Annotated in this window: 24 protein-coding genes and 1 pseudogene; 16 read left to right on the top strand and 9 right to left on the bottom strand. The window is 69.8% G+C overall.

What is annotated here, in order from left to right; all coding sequences use genetic code 11:
- The first annotated feature begins 21 nt into the window (after positions 1 to 21).
- Positions 22 to 1,011 carry an alpha/beta fold hydrolase gene (locus tag LQ771_RS09995; RefSeq protein ID WP_231349258.1) on the top strand — a complete coding sequence of 330 codons (990 nt, stop codon included), beginning with the start codon at positions 22 to 24 and terminating at the stop codon, positions 1,009 to 1,011.
- Between the two features lie 69 nt (positions 1,012 to 1,080).
- Here the strand turns inward: LQ771_RS09995 and LQ771_RS09990 are convergent, their stop codons facing one another.
- Positions 1,081 to 1,266 carry a hypothetical protein gene (locus LQ771_RS09990; RefSeq protein WP_231349257.1) on the bottom strand — a complete coding sequence of 62 codons (186 nt, stop codon included), beginning with the start codon at positions 1,264 to 1,266 and terminating at the stop codon, positions 1,081 to 1,083.
- 288 nt (positions 1,267 to 1,554) lie between these two features.
- On the opposite strand from LQ771_RS09990, the gene LQ771_RS09985 reads away from it, so the two are divergent.
- Complete coding sequence (locus LQ771_RS09985; protein WP_231349256.1) at positions 1,555 to 2,100, top strand: hypothetical protein; 546 nt, start codon at positions 1,555 to 1,557, stop codon at positions 2,098 to 2,100.
- A 53-nt stretch (positions 2,101 to 2,153) separates the two neighbouring features.
- Here the strand turns inward: LQ771_RS09985 and LQ771_RS09980 are convergent, their stop codons facing one another.
- Positions 2,154 to 2,846 (bottom strand): DUF5666 domain-containing protein, encoded by a 693-nt coding sequence (locus LQ771_RS09980; RefSeq protein ID WP_231349255.1) that lies wholly within the window; start codon positions 2,844 to 2,846, stop codon positions 2,154 to 2,156.
- A gap of 310 nt (positions 2,847 to 3,156) precedes the next feature.
- Between LQ771_RS09980 and LQ771_RS09975 the strand changes: the two genes are divergently transcribed.
- The gene (locus LQ771_RS09975) at positions 3,157 to 3,507 is read left to right on the top strand and encodes a YciI family protein (RefSeq protein WP_231349254.1); all 351 of its coding nucleotides are present in this window, start codon (positions 3,157 to 3,159) and stop codon (positions 3,505 to 3,507) included.
- A gap of 62 nt (positions 3,508 to 3,569) precedes the next feature.
- Entirely contained in the window at positions 3,570 to 4,208 is a 639-nt protein-coding gene (locus LQ771_RS09970; RefSeq protein WP_231349253.1) for a glutathione S-transferase N-terminal domain-containing protein, read from the top strand.
- A gap of 263 nt (positions 4,209 to 4,471) precedes the next feature.
- On the opposite strand, the pseudogene LQ771_RS09965 reads toward LQ771_RS09970, so the two are convergent.
- From LQ771_RS09965 to LQ771_RS09955, 3 genes and pseudogenes are all read right to left on the bottom strand, one after another.
- Positions 4,472 to 4,998, bottom strand: a pseudogene (locus tag LQ771_RS09965) (sugar O-acetyltransferase).
- 28 nt (positions 4,999 to 5,026) lie between these two features.
- The gene (locus tag LQ771_RS09960; RefSeq protein WP_231349252.1) at positions 5,027 to 5,323 is read right to left on the bottom strand and encodes a hypothetical protein; all 297 of its coding nucleotides are present in this window, start codon (positions 5,321 to 5,323) and stop codon (positions 5,027 to 5,029) included.
- 65 nt (positions 5,324 to 5,388) lie between these two features.
- Entirely contained in the window at positions 5,389 to 5,898 is a 510-nt protein-coding gene (locus LQ771_RS09955) for a hypothetical protein (RefSeq protein ID WP_231349251.1), read from the bottom strand.
- 108 nt (positions 5,899 to 6,006) lie between these two features.
- On the opposite strand from LQ771_RS09955, the gene LQ771_RS09950 reads away from it, so the two are divergent.
- The 7 genes from LQ771_RS09950 (at position 6,007) to LQ771_RS09920 (ending at position 13,220) form a co-directional block, all read left to right on the top strand.
- Positions 6,007 to 7,281, top strand: coding sequence for a nucleotide sugar dehydrogenase (locus LQ771_RS09950; RefSeq protein ID WP_231349250.1), 1,275 nt, complete (start codon positions 6,007 to 6,009; stop codon positions 7,279 to 7,281).
- A gap of 151 nt (positions 7,282 to 7,432) precedes the next feature.
- Positions 7,433 to 7,888: an SUF system Fe-S cluster assembly regulator gene (locus LQ771_RS09945; RefSeq protein WP_231349249.1), complete on the top strand. Its 456-nt coding sequence runs from the start codon at positions 7,433 to 7,435 to the stop codon at positions 7,886 to 7,888.
- On the top strand, positions 7,885 to 9,345 hold the full coding sequence (gene sufB / locus LQ771_RS09940) for a Fe-S cluster assembly protein SufB (RefSeq protein ID WP_231349248.1): 1,461 nt from the start codon (positions 7,885 to 7,887) through the stop codon (positions 9,343 to 9,345). The genes LQ771_RS09945 and sufB overlap by 4 nt, the downstream gene beginning before the upstream one ends.
- A complete protein-coding gene (locus LQ771_RS09935; RefSeq protein WP_231349247.1) occupies positions 9,342 to 9,761 on the top strand; it encodes an ACT domain-containing protein in 420 nt (139 codons plus the stop codon). Before sufB ends, LQ771_RS09935 begins: the two co-directional genes overlap by 4 nt.
- A gap of 11 nt (positions 9,762 to 9,772) precedes the next feature.
- Positions 9,773 to 10,540: a Fe-S cluster assembly ATPase SufC gene (gene sufC, locus LQ771_RS09930; RefSeq protein WP_231349246.1), complete on the top strand. Its 768-nt coding sequence runs from the start codon at positions 9,773 to 9,775 to the stop codon at positions 10,538 to 10,540.
- The gene (gene sufD, locus LQ771_RS09925) at positions 10,537 to 11,841 is read left to right on the top strand and encodes a Fe-S cluster assembly protein SufD (protein ID WP_231349245.1); all 1,305 of its coding nucleotides are present in this window, start codon (positions 10,537 to 10,539) and stop codon (positions 11,839 to 11,841) included. The genes sufC and sufD overlap by 4 nt, the downstream gene beginning before the upstream one ends.
- 125 nt (positions 11,842 to 11,966) lie before the next feature.
- Entirely contained in the window at positions 11,967 to 13,220 is a 1,254-nt protein-coding gene (locus tag LQ771_RS09920) for a cysteine desulfurase (protein WP_231349244.1), read from the top strand.
- Between the two features lie 73 nt (positions 13,221 to 13,293).
- Here the strand turns inward: LQ771_RS09920 and LQ771_RS09915 are convergent, their stop codons facing one another.
- Positions 13,294 to 14,610, bottom strand: a complete 1,317-nt coding sequence (locus LQ771_RS09915) for a PQQ-dependent sugar dehydrogenase (protein ID WP_231349243.1) — start codon at positions 14,608 to 14,610, stop codon at positions 13,294 to 13,296.
- Between the two features lie 111 nt (positions 14,611 to 14,721).
- Between LQ771_RS09915 and LQ771_RS09910 the strand changes: the two genes are divergently transcribed.
- The 4 genes from LQ771_RS09910 (at position 14,722) to LQ771_RS09895 (ending at position 18,975) form a co-directional block, all read left to right on the top strand.
- Positions 14,722 to 15,270: a GNAT family N-acetyltransferase gene (locus LQ771_RS09910; RefSeq protein WP_231349242.1), complete on the top strand. Its 549-nt coding sequence runs from the start codon at positions 14,722 to 14,724 to the stop codon at positions 15,268 to 15,270.
- Entirely contained in the window at positions 15,267 to 15,593 is a 327-nt protein-coding gene (locus tag LQ771_RS09905) for a non-heme iron oxygenase ferredoxin subunit (RefSeq protein ID WP_231349241.1), read from the top strand. The genes LQ771_RS09910 and LQ771_RS09905 overlap by 4 nt, the downstream gene beginning before the upstream one ends.
- Positions 15,594 to 15,832: 239 nt before the next feature.
- Positions 15,833 to 18,067, top strand: a complete 2,235-nt coding sequence (locus LQ771_RS09900; RefSeq protein ID WP_231349240.1) for a M1 family metallopeptidase — start codon at positions 15,833 to 15,835, stop codon at positions 18,065 to 18,067.
- Entirely contained in the window at positions 18,067 to 18,975 is a 909-nt protein-coding gene (locus tag LQ771_RS09895) for a hypothetical protein (RefSeq protein ID WP_231349239.1), read from the top strand. The genes LQ771_RS09900 and LQ771_RS09895 overlap by 1 nt, the downstream gene beginning before the upstream one ends.
- Before the next feature lie 72 nt (positions 18,976 to 19,047).
- On the opposite strand, the gene LQ771_RS09890 is transcribed toward LQ771_RS09895, so the two are convergent.
- The 3 genes from LQ771_RS09890 to LQ771_RS09880 all read right to left on the bottom strand — a co-directional run bounded on the left by LQ771_RS09890 (position 19,048) and on the right by LQ771_RS09880 (position 22,436).
- Positions 19,048 to 20,520 (bottom strand): sensor histidine kinase, encoded by a 1,473-nt coding sequence (locus tag LQ771_RS09890; RefSeq protein WP_231349238.1) that lies wholly within the window; start codon positions 20,518 to 20,520, stop codon positions 19,048 to 19,050.
- 153 nt (positions 20,521 to 20,673) lie between these two features.
- Positions 20,674 to 21,378: an N-acetylmuramate alpha-1-phosphate uridylyltransferase MurU gene (murU, locus tag LQ771_RS09885; protein WP_231349237.1), complete on the bottom strand. Its 705-nt coding sequence runs from the start codon at positions 21,376 to 21,378 to the stop codon at positions 20,674 to 20,676.
- On the bottom strand, positions 21,375 to 22,436 hold the full coding sequence (locus LQ771_RS09880) for an aminoglycoside phosphotransferase family protein (protein ID WP_231349236.1): 1,062 nt from the start codon (positions 22,434 to 22,436) through the stop codon (positions 21,375 to 21,377). The genes murU and LQ771_RS09880 overlap by 4 nt, the downstream gene beginning before the upstream one ends.
- Positions 22,437 to 22,664: 228 nt before the next feature.
- Here LQ771_RS09880 and LQ771_RS09875 point away from each other — a divergent pair, with 228 nt between their 5' ends.
- Positions 22,665 to 23,945, top strand: coding sequence for a DUF763 domain-containing protein (locus LQ771_RS09875; RefSeq protein ID WP_231349235.1), 1,281 nt, complete (start codon positions 22,665 to 22,667; stop codon positions 23,943 to 23,945).
- The last annotated feature ends 13 nt before the right edge of the window (positions 23,946 to 23,958 follow it).

Genomic DNA, 23,958 nt, shown 5'->3' with positions numbered 1-23,958 from the left:
CCCCTCCGCTGGATTCGCACCATGCGCTTGTTGCTTATCGCCGCCGTGTTCCTTGCCGCCCTCGCTGCCCCGTCATCGCGGGCCACCGGGATCCGCCATGACGCCGTCATCAACGGGGTGCGGCTCACCTACTGGACCTCGCGCCCGATCACGCCGGCCGACGTGCCGGTGTTGGTCCTGCATGGTGGGCCGGGCTACAACTCCTACAGTTTCCGCATGACGGCCGGCAAGGCGCTCGATGCGCGCTATCCGATGGTCTACCTGGACGAACGCGGCAGCGGCGAGAGCGAACGGCCCTGGCGCGGTGACTATTCGCTGGCGGCGATGGTGCGGGACATCGAGGGGCTGCGGCGGCAACTGGGCGTCGAACGCATGGTGGTGGCGGGGCACAGCTTCGGTGGCACCCTGGCGGCCGAGTACGCGCAGACGCACCCGGAGCGCGTGGCACGGCTGATCCTGATCGATGCGGCAGTCGATCTGCCGGGTGCGATGGAGAGCTGGATGCAGACGCTGGCCACGCAGTTTCCCGAGGCGTACGCGGCGGCCGAACAGTCGGACGCCGGCAAGGCCCTGCGCGCCGTCGCGCCAGGCGATGTCTGCGCGCTGGCCCGTGCCCGCATGGCCTTCGTCGGTGCCGCTACGGCCACGCTGCCGGAAGGGCACGTGTTCCATGACCGCCAGCAGTTCCATGTGATGGCCGCCAAGCAGGCGCAGGAGCGCCTGGACGCGCAGAGCGGCCTGCGCAACACCGGCGAGATCGGCGCGGCGCTGATGGGTCCGGAATCGGACTTCATCTGCTATTCGGTGGCCCATCCGGAGCGGCTGCGCATGCCTACGCTGGTACTGGTCGGCGCATTCGACCGGGCGGTGGGCGTGGCCCCGCAGCGTGCGCTGGCCGGGCGGCTGCCGCAGGCGACGCTGGTCGTCTTCCCCGGCAGCGCACACTTTCCCTACCAGGAGGAGCCGGCGGCGTTCCTCGATGCCGTGGACCGGTTCATGCCGCGCGACTGACGCCGGCGTCGGCGGCCGCCATGACGACGGCCGCCGGAACCCGGCCCGGGGCGACGAGGCGTCGGCCGGTCAGCGCAGGCGCTTCTTGCCGTCCGGTACCGGTCGCGGCGGCGGGCTGCCCGGATGGTCGGCCTCGCGGACCGAAAAAGAGGTCTTGCGGTAGGTCGCGGCGCTCCCCGCCTTGGGCGCGGAGCGTTCGCCGCCGTAGATGTCATGCAGTTCGGCGACCGAAACGGGTTGTTGCTTGTGCGGCATGTTGCGCCCCTTGCAGCGGTATGACCAAAGGCCGGTGCCGGGACCTCCGGCATACGGATCGGAACGGTGTCGTTCCCCCGACCATGCACCTGTGGGCGTTAGAAGCTGGTAATCCCGCATGCGGGGCGTGCGCAGGCACCGTTTCGTCGGGCGACGCGTGCGTTCGCCGGTATCGCCGTGGATGCAGGCTCACGTCCCGATGCAACTGCGCTGACGCGCGGTCCGGTGGCGGGGTGGTCGCGGCGGGACTACCATGGCTTGCCGAGGGCAACGACCCGGAGGTCCCTCATGAAACCGTTCTGCGCGTTCCTGCTGCTGGGCTCGCTGGCTGCCGCTCAAGGCGCGGCGGCAACCTCGATGTCGCTCCACCAGTTCACCCCGAAGGTCCTGCCCGTGCTGGTGCAGGTGGACAGCCACGGCAAGGTCACCCAGGTGTCGCCCTCGATCGAGCTGGCGCCACGTTATGAGCGGCTGCTGCGCCAGAGCCTGGACCAGATGATCACCCGACCCGCGAACGACCACGGGCGGCCCATAGCGAGCCAGTTCGTGATCAACCTCGGCCTGGAGACCACCGCGCGGCCGGACGGCAACTACGACGCGAGGTTCGTGTATGTCTCGACCTCGCCGGTCCCGCCGGGCTCCTGGTACTGGGTGCACGTGGATGGCCACCGGCTGGCGCTGCGCAGCCGCGACGCCGACACACGGCAGCGCTTCTTCCGCCGCCCGCCGGGCGACTACTGGCCCAATGCCCCGCAGCGGTACGTCCCGCCGGTGCAGAACACCGTCCGTACGCCGCAGAGCCGGCCGCCGTCGCATCCGCCCGGCCATCGCTGAGGCATGAAAAATCCCGGTCCGTCGGGACCGGGATTCGGGCAGGCAGGCAAGGCTCAGCCGTTGCTCAGGGTCACCACCGAGTCGGCCTGCAACTGGCGATTGCCCCAGAAGGATCGCTCCATGTCGCCGGCGACGCTGACGTAGTCGCCCTTGTCGATCTGCTGGAAGCCCTTGTTGTCCAGCGGGTTGTTCTTCAGCTGGCTGGTATCGACGGTGATCTTGCGCGGGCCGTAGTCGACGGTGAAGTCGCGGCCGTTCACCGAGGTCACGGTGCCGCGTACGATCGTCTCGCCCACGACCACCGGGTGCACCCACAACGCGTAGTTGGCCGGACCCTCCTCGTCGGAGGCGTTGGCGTAGAAGTAGGTGCCGAGGTCCTGGTCATAGACGCTGCTGGCCTCGATCTTGTCGCGCTCGAACAGGTCGTCGTCGACGCGGCCGTAGACGGTGACCTTGTCGCCCTCGAGCGACTGGTAGTTCTGCCCGTACCAGGTCCAGCCGTCCATCTCCACCGGGATCTTGCCCTTGCCGTAGTCGAGCGTGAAGAAGCGGTTCTGCGCGTCGGTGACGGTGCCGCTCAGACTGAGCCAGGTGCCGTTGGGCTTCTTCGCCGGCGACGCCTGCATGCTGTCGGCCTGGCTGGTGTCCTTCTGCTGTTGCCCGTCCTGCAGTGGCGCGGCGGCAGCGGCGCCGGTGAACAGCAGGGCCAGTCCGATGGATGCGGCAATGCGCTTCTGTGCGGTCATGTTTTTCTCCTCCTCTTTGCGGTTGCAGGTCGAAAGGCCGCGTGGCCTCCCTAAGACACTGGCTCCATATCCGCCCGATTCAACGCAAGCGGCGCCTGCCTGCTTAAGGCGAAGTTCGAAGAGGCGAAGCTTGCGTCAAGCAGCCGGCGGGCCTGGATCGGCCGTGGTGGCCTGGTGTGTCGATCCTGCAGGCGCCCTTGCGTCGTGCCGGGGAGCGGCGCCCTGCGCGCAGCTGCTCCCACCCGACCATCCACGCCAAGGAGAACCCCATGCGCTTCCTTTCCATGATCCGGCTCAAGGAAACGGCCGGATGCCCAGCGAGCAACTGATGGCCGACATGGGCCGGCTGATCGAGAAGATGACCGGCGAGGGCACCCTGGTCGACACCGCCGGCCTGCGCCCGAACGCCGAGGGCGTGCGGCTGCCGCTGCGCGGCGGCCACATCTCCACCACGGACGGCCCGTTCACCGAGAGCAAGGAAGTAATCGGAGGCTATGCCGTCCTCAACGCCGATTCCATGGAGCACGCGATCGAGCTGACCAGGCGCTACCTGGCCGTGCACGGCGACTCATGGGACATCGAGTGCGAGGTGCGCCAGATGGACGGATCTGACAGCGAGCACTGCGGTGCCGCACAGGCGATGGCGGCCGGCGCCGCCTAGGCGACTGCCACGGGGCGGGCGCTTGTCCTACATTGGTTCCACCCGCCCCACGGATGCCCGCCATGCCCGAGCAGGTCCGCCTCGTCGGCCGCAGCAGTTCCCATTACACGCGGCTCGCCCGGCTGTTCGCCGAGGAGCTGGACATCGCATACGCGTTCGAGCCCGTGCACGACCTGGCCTCGCGCGATCCGGTCGACTACGCCGGCAACCCTGCACTCAAATTGCCGGTGCTGGTGTTACCCGAAGGGCCGGTGTTCGGCGCCGAGAACATCTGCCGCACGCTGGTCGCCGGGGCACGCCAACCGCGGCGCATCCTGTGGACCGAACAGCTGCCCGATCCACGCGCACGCAACGCGCAGGAGCTGGTCTGGCACGGCATGGGCGCGCAGGTCCAACTGGTATTCGGCATGCAGGTGGCGCGGCTGCCGGCGGAGAACCTGTACTTCGCCAAGGCCGCCGACGGCTTCCGCAATGCGCTGGCCTGGCTGGACGCGAACCTGGAATCGGTGTTGCGCGGGTTGCCGCCGCGGGACGTAAGCCTGCTCGAAGCGTCGTTATTCTGCCTGCTCGAACACCTGGATTTCCGTAACACGCTGCCGCTCGCCCCCTACCGCCACCTGGCCGCGTTCGCCGCGGCCTGGCGCGAACGGCCCGCATCGCAGCGGACCGCCTACGCCTTCGACGTGGTGGCGCCGGGCTGAGGCATGCCGGCTTACACGATGCTGTCGGCAGGGCCACCGCCGGGTATCGGTGGCCGCGTGCGTGCAGTGCGCGCGTGCCTGCGTCATGCACGCGCCTGGGCTCCGCCGAAAGGGGAATGACCTGCCGAAGGGCGTGTTCCGTCCAGCGGCGGCTCGCCGCTTCGCCCGCTCGCGGGATGGGTCCGGACTGGCGGAGAGGAGCAGGTGGAGTGGCGTGGCCGGACCGCTGTGCGGTCAGGCGGCAGGGCAGCGTGCCTGCTTTTTCAGCCGTGCACGCGCGCCGGGTTGCCAACGACGGTGGCGCCCCCGGGCACGTCGCCGGTGACCACGCTGCCGGCGCCGGCCAGCGCGTCGTCGCCGACGTTCACGCCGGGCAGGATGAGCGCGCCGGCGCCGCTCCAGACGTTGCTGCCGATGCGCACGGGGCGGCCGAACTCCAGGCTGGTGGCGCGCCGGGCCGGGTCGCGCGGGTGGTCGGCGGCGAGGATCTGCACGCCCGGGCCGATCTGCGTGCGCTCGCCGATGTGCACCTCCACCACGTCCAGGATCACGCACTGGAAGTCGAGTAAGGCGCCGGCGCCCCGGCGGATGTTGAAACCGTAATCGCAGTGGAAGGGCGGACGGATCACCGCGCCGTCACCGACCGCGGCGAGGCGTTCCTCCAGCAGCGCACGCCAGCGCTCCGGACCCTCGCCCAGCGCCGCATTGTATCGGGCAGCCAGCGGTGGTTGGCATCGCGTTCGGCCTGCAGCCCCGGCGCGCCGGCGTCGTACAGGTCGCCGGCGAGCATCTTCTCCCTTTCGCTGCGCCCGCCCGGGTCAATCCTTGAGCGCCCCTTCCCCGGGGTCGCTGGCGGCGTAGGTCGAGTCCGGATACTCGGCGGCGTGCGGGCGCTTCAGGGCCTGCCGCACGGCCTGCGGCAGGTGGTCGACATCGAGGATCACCTTGCCCTCGTGCACGTCGCGGATCGCGTCGGCCGACAAGGTGAAGTCGCCGCCGTTCTCGATGTTGATGACCAGCTCCCGGCGGTCGGCGTGCACCTCCCGCACGGCGCCTACGCCAAGTTCGCCGTCGGCGATGGAGACCGTGAAGCCCGGTTCGATGGTTTCGCGCATGAGCTTGCACCTCGCTGGTGGGACCGCTCGAGTCTGCCGTCCCGGCCGTGCCGGCGGGGTGATGGTCAGGGCGCCACGTCGCGCACCCGCAGGGCCGCCAGCGCTCGCGTGTCGGGTACGCCGATGCCGTTGGGGTCGCCATGCACGTAGTGGGTCACGTGCGGCACCAGATCGGCGAAGGACGGGTCGATCCGGTGGGCGAGCGCGCCGCGGAAGGCATGCATCGCCGGCAGTTGCAGGGGTTCGATCAGCGACCAGCAGTCGAGCGCGCTTGCGTCGGCCGTCCTGGCCTCGTGCAACAGCACATAGCGACCGCTGCGGCGCGGTGCCCACGTCAGCGATCCGTACAGCGCGCGCAACAGGTCCTCGCCCATGCCCGCGACCGCGGCGCGCACCATCTCCCGGTTCAGCACGGTGACGTGGAACTCGGTCTTGCGCTTCAGCCGGATGTCGTCGATTTCGCAGATCCCGCCGAAGGGCGCGGTCATTCGCGTCGCCGGCAGGGGCAGCACGAACGAGCGTTCCGGCGAAAGCCCGGGCCAGCGGATGGCGGGCAGCGGCGGCGTCGCTTCCATGGTCGAATGCTCGTGCGGCGGGTGTCGAAGACGGGCGAACGGGGGCAGGGACTCAGGCTGCCGCCATCCTGTACGCTCGGCGCATTTCACGTCGCCTGCCAGGAACCCATGGACCTGAACACCCCCGCGCGCATCGGCATTATCGGACTGGGTTACGTCGGCTTGCCGCTGGCGGTGGAATTCGGACGGCACTTCGACACGCTCGGCTATGACATCGACGCCGCGCGCGTGGCCGAGCTGCGCGCCGGCAGCGACCATACGCTGGAAACCAGCGCCGAGCAGTTGCGCACCGCCACGCGCCTGTCGTTTACCGACAGCGCCGACGACCTGGCCGGCTGCAATGTCTACATCGTCACGGTGCCCACGCCGATCGACGAGGCGCAGCGACCGGACCTCAAGCCGCTGGAAGCGGCCTGCCGCATGCTTGGTCCGCGGCTCAGGCGCGGCGACCTGGTGGTGTTCGAGTCGACCGTCTATCCGGGCACCACCGAGGAAGTCTGCGTGCCACTGCTGGCCGAGGGCTCGGGCCTGGACTTCAACGTCGACTTCTTCTGCGGGTACAGCCCGGAGCGGATCAACCCGGGCGACCACGCGCGGCGCGTGACCGACATCGTCAAGCTCACCTCCGGATCCACCGTGGAGGCGGCCGAGCGGGTCGATGCGCTGTACCGCACGATCATCCGCGCCGGCACGCACAAGACCTCCTCCATCCGCGTGGCCGAGTCGGCCAAGGTGATCGAGAACGTGCAGCGCGACGTCAACATCGCGCTGGTCAACGAACTGGCGCTGATCTTCCATCGGCTGGGCATCGACACCGAGGAAGTGCTGGCCGCCGCCGGCACCAAGTGGAACTTCCTGCCGTTCCGGCCCGGCCTGGTCGGCGGCCACTGCATCGGCGTGGACCCGTACTACCTCACCCACAAGGCCGAGGTCACCGGCTACCACCCCGAACTGATCCTGGCGGCGCGGCGCATCAACAGCCGCATGGGCAGCTACGTGGCCGACCGCGTGATCCGGCTGATGAGCGAGCGGCGCCTGCACATCGTCGATGCGCGCGTGCTGGTGTTGGGTTTCGCCTTCAAGGAGAACTGTCCGGACCTGCGCAACACGCGCGTGATCGACATCGTGCGCGAGCTGGAGTCCTCCGCGGCGCAGGTGGACGTCTACGACCCCTGGGTGGACGCGGCCGAGGCCGAGCGCGCCTACCGCGTGCGGCTGGTGGATGAGCCCGGTACGGGCTACGACGCGATCATCGTGGCCGTGGCGCACCGGCAGTTCCACCAGATGGGCGCCGCCCGCATCCGCGCACTGGGCAAGCCCGGCGCGGTGATCTACGACGTCAAGTCGGTGTTGCCCCAGGAGGCCGTCGACGGGCGGCTGTAGGAGCGCACCTGTGCGCGACCGCCATGCCCGGCGCGTCGTGGACGATTGCGGTCGCGCACAGGTGCGCTCCTACAGGGAATCTGCGGCGTCCGGTTGATTTTGCTCCGCCTAATCCGTACCATTTTGGTCTGGATTCACCGAGGCTCTCCCCATGCTTCGCGTCAGCCGCCTGACCGACTACGCCGCGGTGGTGATGACCTGCATCGCCGCCCACCCGCACGACGTGCTCAGCACCGCGCAGATCGCGGACGAGACGCGGCTGGAGCTGCCGACCGTGAGCAAGCTGCTGAAGTCGTTGGGCCACGCCGGCCTGGTCGAGTCGTTCCGCGGCGTCAACGGCGGCTACCGCCTGGCGCGCCCGGCGGGCGAGATCAGCCTGGCTCAGATCGTCGAGGCGATGGAAGGGCCGATCGGCATGACCGAATGCAGCGTCGAAGGGCAGTGCGACCGCGAATCGCAGTGCAGCGTGCGCGGCAGCTGGCGTCGCATCAGCAGCGTGCTGGACGGCGCGCTGCGCGCGGTGAGCCTGGCCGACATGCTGCAACCGCCGCGCCCGGCGGTGACCACCGTGGCGCTGAGCGAACTGAAGGGCAGGACCCACGCATGACCGAAACCGTCGAAAACGCCTTGCGCGACAACGCCGAGGTGGCCGAGGCCCTGGGCCGCAACTACCAGGCGGGCTTCGTCACCGACATCGAGAGCGTCAGCCTGCCGCCGGGCCTCACCGAGGACACCATCCGCCAGCTCTCGGCGATCAAGCGCGAGCCCGAGTGGATGACCGAGTGGCGCCTGGCCGCCTTCCGTCACTGGCAGGCCATGCCCACGCCGGACTGGGCGAAGCTCAAGATCGACCCGATCGACTACCAGGCGATCAGCTACTACTCGGCGCCGAAGAAGGCGCCCAAGTCGCTGGACGAGGTCGACCCTGCGCTGCTGGAAACCTACGAGAAGCTCGGCGTGCCGCTGCACGAACGCGCGGCGCTGGCCGGGGTGGCGGTGGACGCGGTGTTCGACTCGGTCTCGGTCGGCACCACCTTCCGCAAGAAGCTGGCCGATGCCGGCGTGATCTTCTGCTCGATGAGCGATGCGATCCGCGAGCATCCGGAGCTGGTGCAGAAATACCTGGGCAGCGTGGTGCCCCAGGGCGACAACTTCTTCGCCGCGCTCAATTCGGCGGTGTTCTCCGACGGCAGCTTCGTGTTCGTGCCCGAGGGCGTGCGCTGCCCGATGGAGCTGTCGACCTACTTCCGCATCAACGCGCAGAACACCGGCCAGTTCGAGCGCACGCTGATCGTCTGCGAGGACCGCGCGCACGTCTCCTACCTGGAGGGCTGCACCGCGCCGCGCCGTGACGAGAACCAGCTGCACGCGGCGGTGGTGGAACTGGTCGCGCTGGAAGGCGCCACCATCAAGTACTCGACCGTGCAGAACTGGTATCCGGGCGACGAGAACGGCGTCGGCGGCATCTACAACTTCGTGACCAAGCGTGGCGACTGCCGCGGCGCGGACAGCAAGATCAGCTGGACCCAGGTCGAGACCGGCTCGGCGGTGACCTGGAAGTACCCCTCCGTGGTGCTGCGCGGCGACCGCTCGGTCGGCGAGTTCTACTCGGTGGCGCTGACGCACCATTTCCAGCAGGCCGACACCGGCACCAAGATGATCCATATCGGTCGCGACACCAAGTCCAAGATCGTCTCCAAGGGCATCTCGGCCGGGCGCAGCTCCAACAGCTACCGGGGCCTGGTCAAGGTGGAGAAGGGTGCCGAGCGCGCGCGCAACTACACCCAGTGCGACTCGCTGCTGATCGGCAAGAAGTGCGGCGCGCACACCTTCCCGTACATGGAGGTGAAGAACCCCACCGCCATCGTCGAGCACGAAGCGACCACCTCGAAGATCTCCGACGACCAGATGTTCTACTGCCGTTCGCGCGGCATCGGCGAGGAAGACGCGGTCTCGATGATCGTCGACGGCTTCTGCAAGCAGGTCTTCCGCGAGCTGCCGATGGAGTTCGCGGTCGAGGCCAAGAAGCTGCTGGAAGTCTCGCTGGAAGGGGCGGTCGGATGAACACGGCCGCCACCCGCATCCATCCCGGCGGCACCGACCTGCATGCCCTGCTTGCCGGCCTGAACCCGCGCCTGCATCCGCAGCCGCGCCGGTTCCTGTTCGTCTCGCACGACAAGGCCGCCGCGCGCATGCAGGACGCGCTGATGATGTTCCGCGAGGACGAGGGCGTCACGCTGATTGTCGACCACTACCTGGAAGGCCCCGAGCTGGTCGCCGACCGGCTGCTGTGGGCGCAGATCACCCTCGGGGTCGAATCCAGCCTCGACGCAGTCGGCATGATGGCCGCCGTCTCCGCCGCGCTTGCTGCGCGCGGCATCTCATGCAACCCGGTTTCCGCGTTCCTGCACGACCACGTGTTCGTGCCCTGGGACCGCCGCGAGGACGCGCTCGCCGCGCTCGCGCACCTCTCTGTCTGATGGACACGACCATGCTCAAGATCGACAACCTGCACGCCCGCGTCGAGGGCAAGGACATCCTCAAGGGTCTTTCGCTCGAGGTGAAGCCTGGCGAGGTGCACGCCATCATGGGTCCCAACGGTGCCGGCAAGTCCACCCTGGGCAACGTGCTTTCCGGGCGCGCAGGCTACGAGGTGACCGAAGGCTCGGTGCTGTTCGAGGGCCGCAACCTGCTGGAGCTCGAGCCCGAGGAGCGCGCCGCGGCCGGCGTGTTCCTGGCTTTCCAGTACCCGGTCGAGATCCCGGGCGTCAACAACACCTACTTCCTGCGCACGGCGTTCAACGCGCAGCGCAAGGCGCGCGGCGAGGCCGAACTGGACTCGATGCAGTTCCTCAAGCTGGTGCGCGAGAAGCTCAAGATCATGCAGCTCTCGCCGGACCTGCTCAACCGCGCGGTCAACGAGGGCTTCTCCGGCGGCGAGAAGAAGCGCAACGAGATCTTCCAGATGGCGCTGCTGGAGCCGAAGCTGGCGATCCTGGACGAGACCGATTCGGGCCTGGACATCGACGCGCTCAAGCAGGTTGCCGAGGGCGTCAACGCGCTGCGCTCGCCGGAGCGCTCGTTCATCGTGGTGACGCACTACCAGCGCCTGCTCGACTACATCGTGCCGGACTTCGTGCACGTGCTGGCCGGCGGCCGCATCGTCGAGAGCGGCGACCGCAGCCTGGCCCTCAAGCTGGAAGAACATGGCTACGCATGGGTCGCCGAGCACGGCGAACCGGCCGGGGCCTCCGCATGAACCAGCCGGCCCGTACGCCGTTCGTCGCCGCGCTGGCCGACGCGCCGCTGCCGGCCAGCGGCATTGCCTGGCTGGACCAGGCGCGACGCGAGAACCTCGACGCCTTTGCCGCTGCCGGCCTGCCGGACACGCGCGTGGAGGCATGGAAGTACACCGCGCTGCGCGCGCTTTCGCAGCGCAGCTTCGCCGCCGGCGACGCGCAGGCGTGCCGTCGCACGGTCGATCCGGCGACGCTGGTGCTGCCGGGCATCGATGGCCCCGCGCTGGTGTTCGTCAATGGCGCCTTCCGCGCCGATCTCTCCACCCTGGACACCTTGCCGGCCGGCGTGAGCCTGCAGCCGCTGTCGCGCGCACTGGTCGACGCGCCGGATCCGCTGCGCTTCGCCCTGTCGCGGCACTACCGCGAGCCCGGCGATGCGTTCGCGCGCCTCAATGGTGCATTCGCCGCCGACGGCGCCGTGCTGCGCGTGGCTGCGGGCGCCAGGATCGCTGCGCCCGTGCGCCTGCTGTTCATCGGGGCGGCGGCCGAGCAGGAGCTCGCCTGGCACGTGCGCGACCTGGTCGAGCTGGGCGAGGGGGCCGAGCTGACCCTGATCGAGCAACACCTGGGCGCCGGCGAGCAGGGCCATCTGGGTACCCGGCTGGCCGACTTCACGCTGCATGCCGGCGCGACGCTGCACCACGTCGTGCTGCAACAGGCCGGCGCCGGCTGCAGCCTGGTCCGGCGCAGCCACTACCGCCTGGAAGCACGCGCCCAGGCGCACCTGCACGTGCTGGAGCTGGGCGGCACGCTGGCCCGCCACGACGTGCGCGCGGAGCTGGTCGGCGATGCGGCCGGTTTCCACACCTGCGGCGCCTTCCTGCCGGACGGCCGCCAGCACATCGACACCCAGCTGGCCATCCACCACCAGGCGCGCAACACCGTGTCCGCCTCGACCTGGCGTGGCGTGGCCAGCGGCCGCGGTCGCGGGGTGTTCCGCGGCGCGATCGTGGTGAACACCGGCGCCGATGGCACCGATGCCTCGCTCAACAACAAGAATCTGCTGCTGTCGACGCAGGCCGAGATCGACACCAAGCCGGAGCTGGAGATCTACGCCGACGAGGTGAAGGCCGCGCACGGCGCCACCGTCGGCCAGCTCGACGAGCGCGCATTGTTCTACCTGCGCTCGCGCGGCATTCCGGGCGCGCAGGCGCGCACGCTGCTGACTGCGGCCTTCGCCCGTGCGCCGTTCGAGTCGTTGCCGGACGAGGCGCTGCGCCAGCACATCGAGCACTTGCTGCTGAGCCAGCTCCCCGCCTGATCACGCCCGCTCCCCTCCGTGGAGATGGGCGAGGCCGGGGCTCGACCCGGGCGGGCAAGCCCAACTTTCCTTCACACCCGGCAGGCTAAAACGTCGTGATCCCTTCTTCACAAAGCGAGACACCGATGTCCGCCACCGCCGCCCACGCGCACCCGGCGCCCGCCCTCGACCTCGAGCGCATCCGCGCCGACTTCCCGCTGCTCTCCCGCAGGGTGCACGGCAAGCCGCTGGTCTACCTGGACAACGCCAACACCAGCCAGAAGCCCGCGTCGGTGATCGAGGCGGTGGACGCGCACTACCGCCTGCACAACGCCAACGTCTCGCGCGCCGTGCACCAGCTCGGCGAGGAAGCGACGCTGGCCTACGAAGGCGCACGCGACAAGCTGGCACGCTTCATCAATGCGCCCTCGCGCAACGAGCTGGTGCTGACCTCCGGCACGACCCAGGCGATCAATCTGGTGGCCTACAGCTACGCCCTGCCGCAGCTCAAGCCCGGTGACGCGATCCTCACCACGATGATGGAGCACCACGCCAACATCGTGCCGTGGCAACTGGTGGCCGGCCGCAGCGGTGCCACGGTGAAGTTCGCGCCGATCGACGGGCGCGGCGAGCTGGACGTGGAGCGGTACGTCGCCATGCTCACGCCCGAGGTGAAGCTCGCCTGCGTGGCGCACGTGTCCAACGTGCTGGGCACCGTGAACCCGGTAAGCGAGATCGCCCGCGAGTGCGCGCGCCGCGGCATCGCGCTGCTGGTCGACGGATCGCAGGCGGTGCCGCACCGTCCGGTCGACGTGCAGGCGCTGGGCTGCGATTTCTATGCCCTCACCGGACACAAGATGCTCGGCCCGACCGGCACCGGCGCGCTCTGGGCGAAGCGCGCGCACCTGGATGCGATGCCGCCGTTCTTCGGCGGCGGCGACATGATCCGGCAGGTGCGCGTGGACGGCACGACTTTCGCCGATCCGCCGCACAAGTTCGAGGCGGGCACGCCCAACATCGCCGGCTTCGTCGGTCTGGGCGCGGCGGTGGACTACTACCGCTCGCTGGACCTGGAAGCGATCCATGCCTGGGAGCAGCAGTTGCTCGGCTACGCCACCGAGCGCCTGCGCGAGGTGCCGGGGCTCAGGCTGTTCGGCGAGGCGGCGGAGAAGGAACCGGTGATTTCCTTCCTCATCGAGGGCACGCAGTCGACCGACCTGGCCACGCTGCTGGATCTCGAAGGCATCGCCGTACGTTCGGGACACCATTGTGCGCACCCGCTGATGCAGCACTACGGCGTCCCCGCCACGCTGCGCGCGTCGATGGCGTTCTACAACACGATGGAAGAGATCGACGTGTTCGTGGCGGCGCTGCAGAAGGTGCGCAAGCTGCTGATGTAACGGCTTGCCGTCGCAGGGTGGGCCTCAGCCCACCCGCCTTGGCGTCGATCGCAGCGGGGGGCCGAAGCCCACCCTACCGATGGGCGGGAGCCACCCGCCACACCGTGTTGCCCACGTCGTCCGCGACCAGGAGCGCGCCGTCCTTGCCCACCGCGACGCCGACCGGGCGTCCCTTCGCGTGGCCGTGCTCGTCCACGAAGCCGGCCAGCACGTCCCGCGGCGGACCGGCAGGCCTGCCGTCGGCAAACGGCACGAAGATCACCCGGTAGCCGCTCAGCGGCTTGCGGTTCCACGAGCCGTGCTGGCCGACGAAGGCTCCGTTGCGGAACTGCGGCATCAGCGCGGCGTCGTAGAAGGCCAGTCCCAGCGAGGCGGTGTGGGCGCCCAAGGCGTAGTCGGGCACTACCGCGCGCGCGACCAGCGCAGGATCCTGCGGCTTCACCCGTTCGTCCACGTGCGCACCGTAATAGCTGTACGGCCAGCCGTAGAAGGCGCCCTCGCGCACCGCGGTCATGTAGTCGGGCACCAGATCGCTGCCCAGTTCATCGCGTTCGTTGACCGCCACCCACAACGCGCCGCTCCGGGGCTGCCAGGCCATGCCGACCGGATTGCGCAGGCCGGTGGCATACACGCGCGTGGCGCCGGTGCCCGGATCGATCTCGAGGATGCGCGCGCGATCCCGTTCCACCGCCAGGCCGTTCTCGCCGACGTTGCTGTTGGAGCCGACACTGACGTACAGCCGCTTGCCGTCGGGGCGGGCGACCAGGTTCTTGGTCCAGTGGTGGTTGATCGGGCCGGCGGGCAGCTCGGCGACCCGGGTGCCTTCCGCGTCGATGCGCATGTCGCCCTCGCGGTAGGGAAAGCGCAGGAGCGCGTCGGTGTCGGCCACGTACAGCGTGTCGCCCACCCGTGCCATGCCGAATGGCGAGTGCAGGTGATCGAGCAGCACGCTGCGGGTCTCGGCGACGCCGTCGCCATTGGCGTCGCGCAGCAGGGTGATGCGGTCGGCGCTGGGTACGCCGGCGCCCGCGCGCTCCTGCACGCGGCGCATGATCCAGCCCTTGAGACCGGTGGCATCCTGCGGTCGTTGCGGCGCATTGGTTTCGGCCACCAGCACGTCGCCGTTCGGAAGCACGTACAGCCAGCGTGGGTGGTCCAGGCCGCGCGCAAGGGCCTGCACTGCCAGGCCCGGCGCGGCGATGGGCCGGTCGCCGGGCGGCCAGCCCCTGGCGGGGGCGATGTTCACCGTGGGAATGAGCGAGGGATTGGGTGGCGGCAGCGCCGGTTCGGGACCGATACCCGCCGCCACCGGCAAGCGCGCACGCACGCCGCAGGCGGCCAGCGCCAGCAGGCAGGGAACGAGCCAGAGCGGGCGACGGGTAAACGGCACGGCACGCCTCCAGGGGAGCGGCCAGTGGACCGGCTGCGGCGGCAAACCGGCGTGAACCGCCGTCCTGTCCCAGATCATCGCCCGCGATGCGCCCGTCGCTATCATGTGCGCATGACCACGCTCTCCCCGCCTGCCTCCCGCACGGCCACCGAGGCCGACATTCCTGCTGTCGTCGCGCTGGTCGAGTCGGCCTACCGGGGCGATTCGGGCCGGCGCGGCTGGACTACCGAATCGGACCTGCTCGACGGCCAGCGTACCGACGCGGCCGATGTCGCCGAGGCCATGTCCCGCCCCGACAGCCGCATCCTGTTGCTGGAGCGCGACGGCCGGCTGCTCGCCAGCTGCCATCTCGAACGCCAGGGCAGGGCCGCGTACTTCGGCATGTTCGCCGTCGATCCCGCGCTGCAGGCCGGCGGCCTGGGCAAGCAACTGCTGGGCGAAGCCGAGCGTCTCGCACGGGAGGCGTGGGGCTGTCGGTGCATGGAGATGACCGTGATCGTGCAACGCGAGGAGCTGATTGCCTGGTACGAACGGCGCGGCTACCGCCGTACCGGCAGCTACAAGCCGTTTCCCTACGGCCAGGAGCGCTTCGGCATCCCGCGCCGCGACGACCTGCGCTTCGAAGTGCTGACGAAGGAACTGGGGGAGGTTGCGGCATGAGCCTGGCGGCGCAGGGTTGGGTGCGCGTGTGCGCGCAGGGCGGCATGCTGCCGGGCGAGTTCACGGTGGTGTTCGACGGGGACACGCCGATCGCGGTGTACAACATCGACGGCCAGTTCTACGCGATCGAGGACGTGTGCACCCACGACGGCGGCGATCTCGCCGGTGGCGAGGTGTTCGGCTTCGAGGTCGAGTGTCCCCGCCACGGCGCGCGGTTCGACGTACGCACCGGCGCGGTCACCCGGCCGCCGGCCTACGAACCGATCGCCAGCTTTCCCGTGCGCGAGGACGAAGGCGCGGTCTGGACACGGGACGACCGCTGAGCACGCGCGCACCCTGAACCCTCTACCTCTCCGGGGCAGAAGACGGGTTGCTGCCACGGGACGGTTCTCGCTTTGTTCCGAAGCCGGTCCCGGGCGCAAGGGGGCGTGTCCATGACCTCTGGCCTATGTGTCCTGATCGGGGATGCCGCACGCTGCGCGCCTGCGTTGGTGCTTCGGGGACGGCCACCAGCGTCTTGGACAGCGGTGGGCCGGGGCCTGCCAGACAGGGGAATCTTCAGATGAAACCGACCGTAACCGGATGGCTGGGTGTGCTCGCCTTGTGCAGCGCCACCGCCATGCCGGCGCTCTTGCATGCCCAGGCCCAGCCCGCCGTACCCGCGCCCGCGCCCGCGCCAAGTGTGGCCGTGCCGGCGCCTGTACCCGGGCCAATCCCCTTCGCACCGGCCAATGCCTCCGCGCCGCACGTGCCCAGCGCGCCGGATGCCTGGGGCGGACCGCGGACCGGTAACGAGCCGACGCTGTCCGACCGCGTGGTCGACTACCGCATCGACGCCGCGCTCGACGCCGCCAGACACGCGGTCAGCGGCAAGGAGCAGCTGACCTGGCGCAACCGCAGCGACCGCGAAGTCCGCAGCATCTACGTGCATCTGTACCTCAATGCGTTCCAGAACGAGGGCAGCACCTTCTTCACTGAGCGGGGGGTGCTCACCGCGCACAGCGGCTCGCGCGGCGCGGCCAGACTCGAAAAGGGCCAATGGGGCTGGATCGACCTCAAGCGGGTGAGCCAGGGCGGCACCGCGCTCAAGTGGACGTTCGTGCATCCGGACGGCGGTCCGAAGACCGACCAGACCGTGGCACGCATCGACCTGGCGCAGCCGGTGCCGGCGGGCGGCACGCTGACGCTGGACATCGACTTCCTCAGCCAGTTGCCGCGCGTGGTCGAGCGCACTGGCTGGTGGGGCGATTTCAACCTGGTCGCGCAGTGGTTTCCCAAGATCGGCGTGCTTGAGCTGCCGGGCGAGCGGGGCGCCACGCAGGTGCGCTGGAACGTCCACGAGTTCCACTTCAACAGCGAGTTCTACGCGGACTTCGGCCGCTTCGACGTGACCCTGACCGTGCCCGGCGACTACACCGTCGGCGCGGTGGGGAAGCAGCAGGGCGCGCCGGTCACCGCCAACGGCAAGACCACCTACCACTACGTGCAGGGCGACGTGCACGACTTCGCCTGGGTGGCGGCCAAGGGCTACAAGGTGCTGGACGGGAGCTGGCAGGGGCCGGGCAGCCCGAAGGTGGCGGTGCGCGTGCTGTATCCGCCCGAGTACGCGGCCAGCGCGCAGCCGGTGCTCAAGGCCAGCACCGATTCGCTGACTTACTTCTCCGACACGCTCGGCGCCTATCCCTATCGCACGCTCACCGCGGTGGTGCCGCCGTACAACGCGGGCGAGGCCGGCGGCATGGAGTACCCGACGTTCTTCACCGCCGAAGGTTACGACGAGGTCACGCCGGGCACGATCACCCAGTACGCGATCGACTTCGTGACCATCCACGAGTTCGGCCACGGCTACTTCTACGGCCTGCTCGCCTCGAACGAGTTCGAGGAACCGATGCTCGACGAGGGCCTCAACGAATACTGGGACCAGCGCATGTTGCGCGAGCGCGGGCAGGGGCTGGATCTCACCACCGGACTGCTCAGGCGCCTGGGTTTCGCGCCCTCGCTCAGCGGCTTCGCGCTGGAACGGATGGGCGCCGGCCTCAAGCGGCCCTACGATCCGCTCGGCGAGAACGCCTGGGACCGGCTCTCCAGCGGAAGCTACGGCACGGTCTACTCGCGCACCGCCACGGCGATGCACGACCTGGAAGAGCGGCTGGGCAGGGACGTCACCGAGCGCGCCTTCCGCGAATACTACAGGCGCTGGCACTTCCGGCATCCCTCGGCCGCCGACCTGCGCGCGACGTTGATCGACGTCTCCGGCGACGCGAAGAACGTCAACGAGGTGTTCGACCAGTATGTCTACGGCACGTCGCACATCGACGACCGCGTGGCCAACATCGACAGCGAGGAAGTACTGCCGCCGGCCGGCAGCTCGCTGGCCAACGGCAAGCGCACCGACGGCGACAGCGCCGCGCGGGACAAGCAGATCGACAAGCAGCGCGAGGACTGGAAAAAAGCGCACCCGGACGCCAGGCCGGGTACCGGCCCGTTCCCCTGGCACAGCACCGTGAGCGTGGTGCGCGAAGGTGCGCCGGTGCCGCAGACCCTGCGCGTCACCTTCGCCGACGGCAGCCACCAGGAGCTGCGCTGGAACGACGCGCGGCGCTGGGCGCGCTTCGAGTTCACCGGCCCATCCAAGGTGGTTTCGGCCGAGCTGGACCCGCAGCGCAGGATCTACCTCGACGCGAACAAGTTGAACGACAGCCGCACGGTCGAGTCCAACGGCGCCGCCTCGCGGCGCTGGAGTGCGGACTTCGCCGCCCTCGCGCAAGCCCTCTACTCCCTGCTGGTGTCGCTGTGATGATGACCTCGAGCCGACGTACCGATGTGGGCGCCGTGATGCTCGCGCCCGTGGCCGCCCTGCAGTGGCGCCTGCTGTTGCTGTGGCTGGTGTCCCTGCTGTTGCCCACGGCACTGGCCGCGCTGCCGGTGTGGCGCACGCTGGCCGAGCTGCTCGATCGCTCGGTGCATGCGGGCGACTGGGCGCGGCGCTTCGACGGGCTGGCCTTTGGCGACGTGATGGACCGGCTCGGCGACAGCAGTGCTGCGCTGCACGGCTCGCTGCTGCTGGCAACCGTGTTCGCGCTGCTGCTGGGACCGTTCCTGACCGGCATGACGGTGGCCACCGGACGGGCCGGGCGTGCGCTCGGCTTCGGCCAGTTGCTGCAGTCGGGCGTGATCGAGTATGGCCGCATGTTCCGCGTGATGCTGTGGTCGTTGCTGCCGTATGCGATCGCCGTCGGCCTGGGCGTGCTGGCGATCGGCGCCGCGCACAAGTCGGACGAGCACGCGGTGTTGCAGAGCGCCGCCGACCGCTACACGCACACCGCGCTGTGGGTGCTGGGGGTGCTGTTGGTGCTGGCTCATGCGACGGTGGAATCGGCCCGCGCCGCGTTCATCGTCGATCCCGGCCTGCGCTCGGCGACCCGTGCGCTGGGGCGCGGCTTCATGCAATTGCTGCGGCGACCGCTGGCTACGCTGCTCAGCTATCTGGTGATCGGCGCCATCGGTTCGGCGGTCGCACTGGCCTGCGGCGTAGGTCGCGTGCATACGCCGGCGGTGGGGGTGGGCGGCTTCCTGCTGGCACTGCTGTTCGCGGAACTGGCCGTGCTTGCGGTGGGCTGGATGCGTATCGCGAGACTGTTCGCGCTGGCCGCGGTGGCGCGCTCGCTGGCGCCGCGGCGCGGCGGATTCACACCCGCGCGGTAGCGGCCGCAGTTCGGAGCGCACGGCTCCGCCGCGCAGCCGTGCGTTGGCCTGGGATGGCGCGAGGTCCGCGCGCTACTCCTCCGCGACCTCCGGCAAGGGCACGGCAATGTGGCAGGCCAGGCCGGTTTCGCGATAGTCGATACTGACCGCGCCGTTGCGCGCGGGGTTGAGGCTGTGTTCGATCAGGCGCGTGCCGAAGCCCTTGCGGACCGGTGCCTGCACGGGCGGACCACCGTGTTCGATCCAGTCCAGGCGCAGGATGCGCTTGCCGTTGGCTTCGCCGATGCGCCAGTGAATGCGGACCCCGCCACCGCGGTCGCCCAGCGCGCCGTACTTGATCGCGTTGGTGGCCAGCTCGTGCAGGGCCATGGCGAAGGAAAGCGCGGTCTGCGGAGGCAGCCGCACGCGGGGCCCGTCGACATCGAAGCGCTCGCTGCCCTGGAAATTGTGCGACTGGGCCATCTGTTCGACCAGGTCGCGCAGCAGCGCGCTGTGCCAGTGCTCCCGGGTGAGCACGTCGTGCGCCTTGGACAGCGAGATCAGGCGTGCGTTGAACACTTCCGCCGCGTGCTCCACCGAGCCGGCATCGCTGAAGGACTGTGCCGCCAGCGATTGCACGATCGCCAGCGTGTTCTTCACGCGGTGGTTGAGTTCGTTGATCATGGTGCGCTGCTGCTGCTCGGCGAGCTTGCGTTCGTGCACGTCGATCATCAGCCCGGGAAAATGGGTAGGGCGGCCGTCCTCATCGTGCTCGCAGCGGCCGGAGGCCTCGACCCACATGTAGTTGCCGTCCGGCTGCCGGACGCGGTACTGGCAGCGGTACGGCGTTCCGTGGCGAATGCTTTCGCCAAAGCGCACCTCCACTTCCGGTACGTCCCTGGGATGGATGCGCTCCAGGAAGAACTCGATCGGCACGCCCGCCGCCGCCTGCGCCGGATCGATCGAGAACGCGCGCGCGAAACGGCTGTCCGCGGTGGCGCGGTTGGCCTGCACGTCCCACAGCCAGGTACCGATCACCACGCCGGCATCGAGCGCCCGTTCGACCTGTTCGCGGGCACGGTGGTAGGCGCGCTCCGCATTGATCCGCGCGGTCGTCTCCACCACGATGGCCAGGAAGCCGCGCGGTTCGCCCCCGGCATCGCGCAACGGGGTGTAGTCGAGGTCCAGCCAGACGTCCTCGGCATGGCCGTGGCGGAACAGCACCAGTGGCTGGTCCTTGTACGACAGTGGCTGGCCGGCCAATGTCACCTCCAGCACGTGGCGGTTGAAGTCGGCCACCTCCGGCCAGGCCTCCAGCACGTTCACCCCGAGCAGATACGGATGGCGCCCGCCCGCGAATCCGGCGTAGGCGTCGTTGTAGATCAACTGCGCGTCCGGTCCCCACGCCATCACCATCGGCAGGTTCGACGACAGCATCAGGTCGACCACGGTGCTCAGCGACTGCGGCCAGGCGTCGATCGGCCCGAGCGCGGTCGCACCCCAGTCGTAATCGCGCACCCTTTGCGCCATCGGTGGATCGGCACGCATGTTCTCGTCTTCGTCCATGGCTCTGTTGCTGTCCTTCCATTATGAGGTCGGGCGAATGCAGGCCACGTAACCACCGGACCGCGCACGCGGGCGCCTGCCCGGCATCCCCCGGCTGCGGCAGGAGGCGCTTGCCGCTGTGCGGCCGCGGGGTCCGGACCCCGTGAGCGGCCGTCAGTGGCGCAGGCGCCGGTCCAGCTCGGCCAGGCGCGCGGGCGTGCCCACGTCGGTCCACGCGCCGTGGTGGTGCGTGCCATGCACCTGGCTGCCGGCCATGGCCGCGCGCAGCAGCGGGGCGAGCTTGAAGCGCGGCGGCCGCTCCCCGGCGCCGGGCGTGTCGCCGATCACCTGGCGCCAGTCCCGCAGCAGCTCGCCCCGATAAACCCCGACGCCACTGAAAGTGAGCCGCGGCGTGCCTTCGGCGTGCAGCCGGCCCTGTGCATCCAGCAGGAAGTCGCCCTCCGGGTGGTGTGCCGGGTTGTCGACCAGCACCAGATGCGCCAGCGCCCCGGGCTCGGCCGGGAGTGCCGCGTAGTCGATGTCGCTGTGGATGTCGCCGTTGACCGCGATGAAGGGCGCCTCGCCCAGCAGCGACAGCGCGTTGAGCATGCCGCCGCCGGTTTCCAGGGGCGTCGGGCCCTCGTAGGCGTAGCGGATGCGCAGGCCCCAGCGGCTGCCGTCGCCAAGCGACTCCGGGAATTGTCCGGCCAGGTGCGAGGTATTGATCACCACGTAGTGCACGCCGGCGGCGGCGAGTTTTTCCAGGTGCCAGGCGATCAACGGCTTGCCGCCTGCTTCGAGCAAGGGCTTGGGGGTGTGGTCGGTGAGCGGTCGCATGCGCTCGCCCAGGCCGGCGGCGAAGATCAGCGCGTGTCTCATGCGGCGGCCGGCGCGGTGATGTCGCGCTCGCCCACGCAGCGCTCGATCAGCGCGGCGAGGTCGGCCAGCTCGGGATAGCGGCGCGCGACGCCGAGCACGTAGCCGAGTACGCGCGGCAGGTCCGCGAGGTAGCCGCGCTTGCCGTCGCGATACCAGAGCCGGCAGAAGATCCCGAGCACCTTGATGTGGCGTTGCAGGCCGATCAGGTCGAACCAGCGCTGGAAGCGCTCGCGGTCGACCGAGGCATCGAGCAGGCCTGCCTGCTGCGCACGCTGGCGGTACTGCCCGACCCACTGCGCCACGCGCGCCTCGTCCCAGGCGATGTAGCAGTCGCGCAGCAGCGAGGCCAGGTCGTAGGCGAGCGGGCCGTGCAGCGCGCCCTGGAAGTCGATGATGCCGGGATCGCGCAGCCACGCGTGGTCTTCCGGGTGCGCCGGTGGGCGGTTTTCGAGCAAAGGCGCCGTCTCCACCTGCATCAGGTTGCGGCTGTGGTAGTCGCGATGGACGAACACGCGCGGCTGTTCGGCCGCGTTGTGCAGCAGCACGGTGAACGCCTGCTCGATCACGTCCCACTCTTCGCACTCGGGCGTGTAGCCCAGGTGGCGCTGCAGGAACCACTCGGGCATCAGCTCGAGTTCGCGCTGCAGGAAGGCGTGGTTGTAGGGCGGCAGGTCGGAGCCGTCGACGGAGGCCTGGATGCGCAGCAGGGCATCCATGGCCCGGCCGTAGAGCTGGTCGGCCGTGTCCGCGTTCAGGCCGGACAGGTAGTCCTGACGTCCGAAGTCCTCGATCATCAGGAAGCCCTGCGCCAGGTCGTGCGCGAGCACGCTCGGCGCGTGCAGTCCGGCCGCGCGCAGGCGCTGCCCGATGGCCAGCCAGGGCGCCGGATCCTCCAGCGCGGGCGGCGAGTCCATCACGAGCCAACCGTGTTCGCCCTGCGTGCGCCAATAGCTGCGGAAGCTGGCGTCGGACGAGGCGGGCACCAGCGTCAGCGTGTCGTCGTGCAGCGTGGCGCGGGCCCAGGCGAGGCGGGCGGCGGCGCGGTCGGAGGCGGTCATGGGCAGGTCGGTCGCGGGCATCGCACCAGCTTAGCGAGCCGGCGCTCGCGCGGTCCATCGCGGCCGCAGGTGCCGGCCGGCGGAGGTTCATCCGGTGAGACGGCCGTTTGCGATACTCGGGCCAGGCCTGCGTGGCCCTGTTTTTTCAGGGTCGGCTTCTGCCCGCCATCCAGGATGGGCTGAAGCGCACCCCATGTGTCGTCCGTTTTTCTGCTGGAGCCCCACCCCATGACCCGACGATCCGGAAGCGCCGACCTGCCGCTGCATGGCGGGCGCGTGCCGCGCTGGCTGGCGGACCGGATGACCCGGCTCGGCGCACTGATGGCCGAGGCGATCGTGCGCGAGTACGGCCGGGACGAATTCCTGCGCCGGCTGGCGCATCCGTTCTGGTTCCAGTCCTTCGGCGCGGTGATGGGCATGGATTGGCATTCCTCCGGCATCACCACGAGCGTGATCGGCGCGCTCAAGCGTGGCCTGGCGCCGCTGTCCAGCGAACTGGGCGTCCACGTCTGTGGCGGTCGCGGCAAGCATTCGCGCGCGACCCCGGGCGAACTGGTGGCGATCGGCGAGCGGGTGGGTTTCGACGGCGCCGCGCTGGCGGACGCGAGCCGGCTGGTGGCCAAGGTCGACAGCGCCGCGGTGCAGGACGGCTTCGACCTCTACCTGCACGGCTTCGTGGTGACCGACGACGGCCAGTGGGTGGTGGTGCAGCAGGGGATGAACGGCGAGCGCCGGCAGGCGCGCCGCTACCACTGGTTGTCGGAGAACCTCAAGAGCTTCGTGGACGACCCGCACGCGGCGGTGGACGGGCCCGGACAGGGACGCATCGTCAACCTGGCCGACCACCGCGCGCAGGCATCGCGCCGGGCGCAACTGGAGCTGCTCGGCACGCTCGGGCCCGACGGCATCGCGCGCGAAATGGTCCGGATAGAGGGCAAGGCCACGCCCGCGCCGGCGCCGATCGACGCGCCACTGCAACTCGGTCTGTTGCCGCACCTTTCCATGCCCGACCACCACGATGTGCGCGGCGGCGATGTCATCGCCCGCCGCCTGCACGGCGCGCTCGCCGCCGCGGCGGAGAACGGCCCGCGCGATTTCACCGAGCTGCTGCGGGTGCCGGGCGTGGGCGCGCGCACGGTACGCGCGCTGGCGATGGTCGCCGAAGTGCTACACGGCACGCCCTGCCGCTTCAGCGATCCGGCGCGCTTCTCGCTGGCGCACGGCGGCAAGGACCGCCACCCGTTCCCGGTCCCCACACGGGTCTACGACCACACCATCGGCGTGCTCAAGTCCGCGGTGGAGAACGCCAGGCTCGGCCGCGACGAGCAACTGGCCGCGCTCAAACGGCTCGACGCGCAGGCGCGCCGGCTGGAGCGCCATGCCCGGGGACCGTCGGTGGAGCAATACATTGCCGGGGAGCGCCTGCGCTCGCACGAGTACGGCGGACGCAGCGTGTTCGGCTGGGAGCCGCCCGCCGCCGAGCCGACCGGGCGCAAGAAGGCATCGTAGTCGCACGCAGGGT

Source organism: Frateuria soli, assembly GCF_021117385.1.
Taxonomy (GTDB): domain Bacteria; phylum Pseudomonadota; class Gammaproteobacteria; order Xanthomonadales; family Rhodanobacteraceae; genus Frateuria_A; species Frateuria_A soli.
This window is presented reverse-complemented; position numbering and strand designations above follow the sequence as displayed.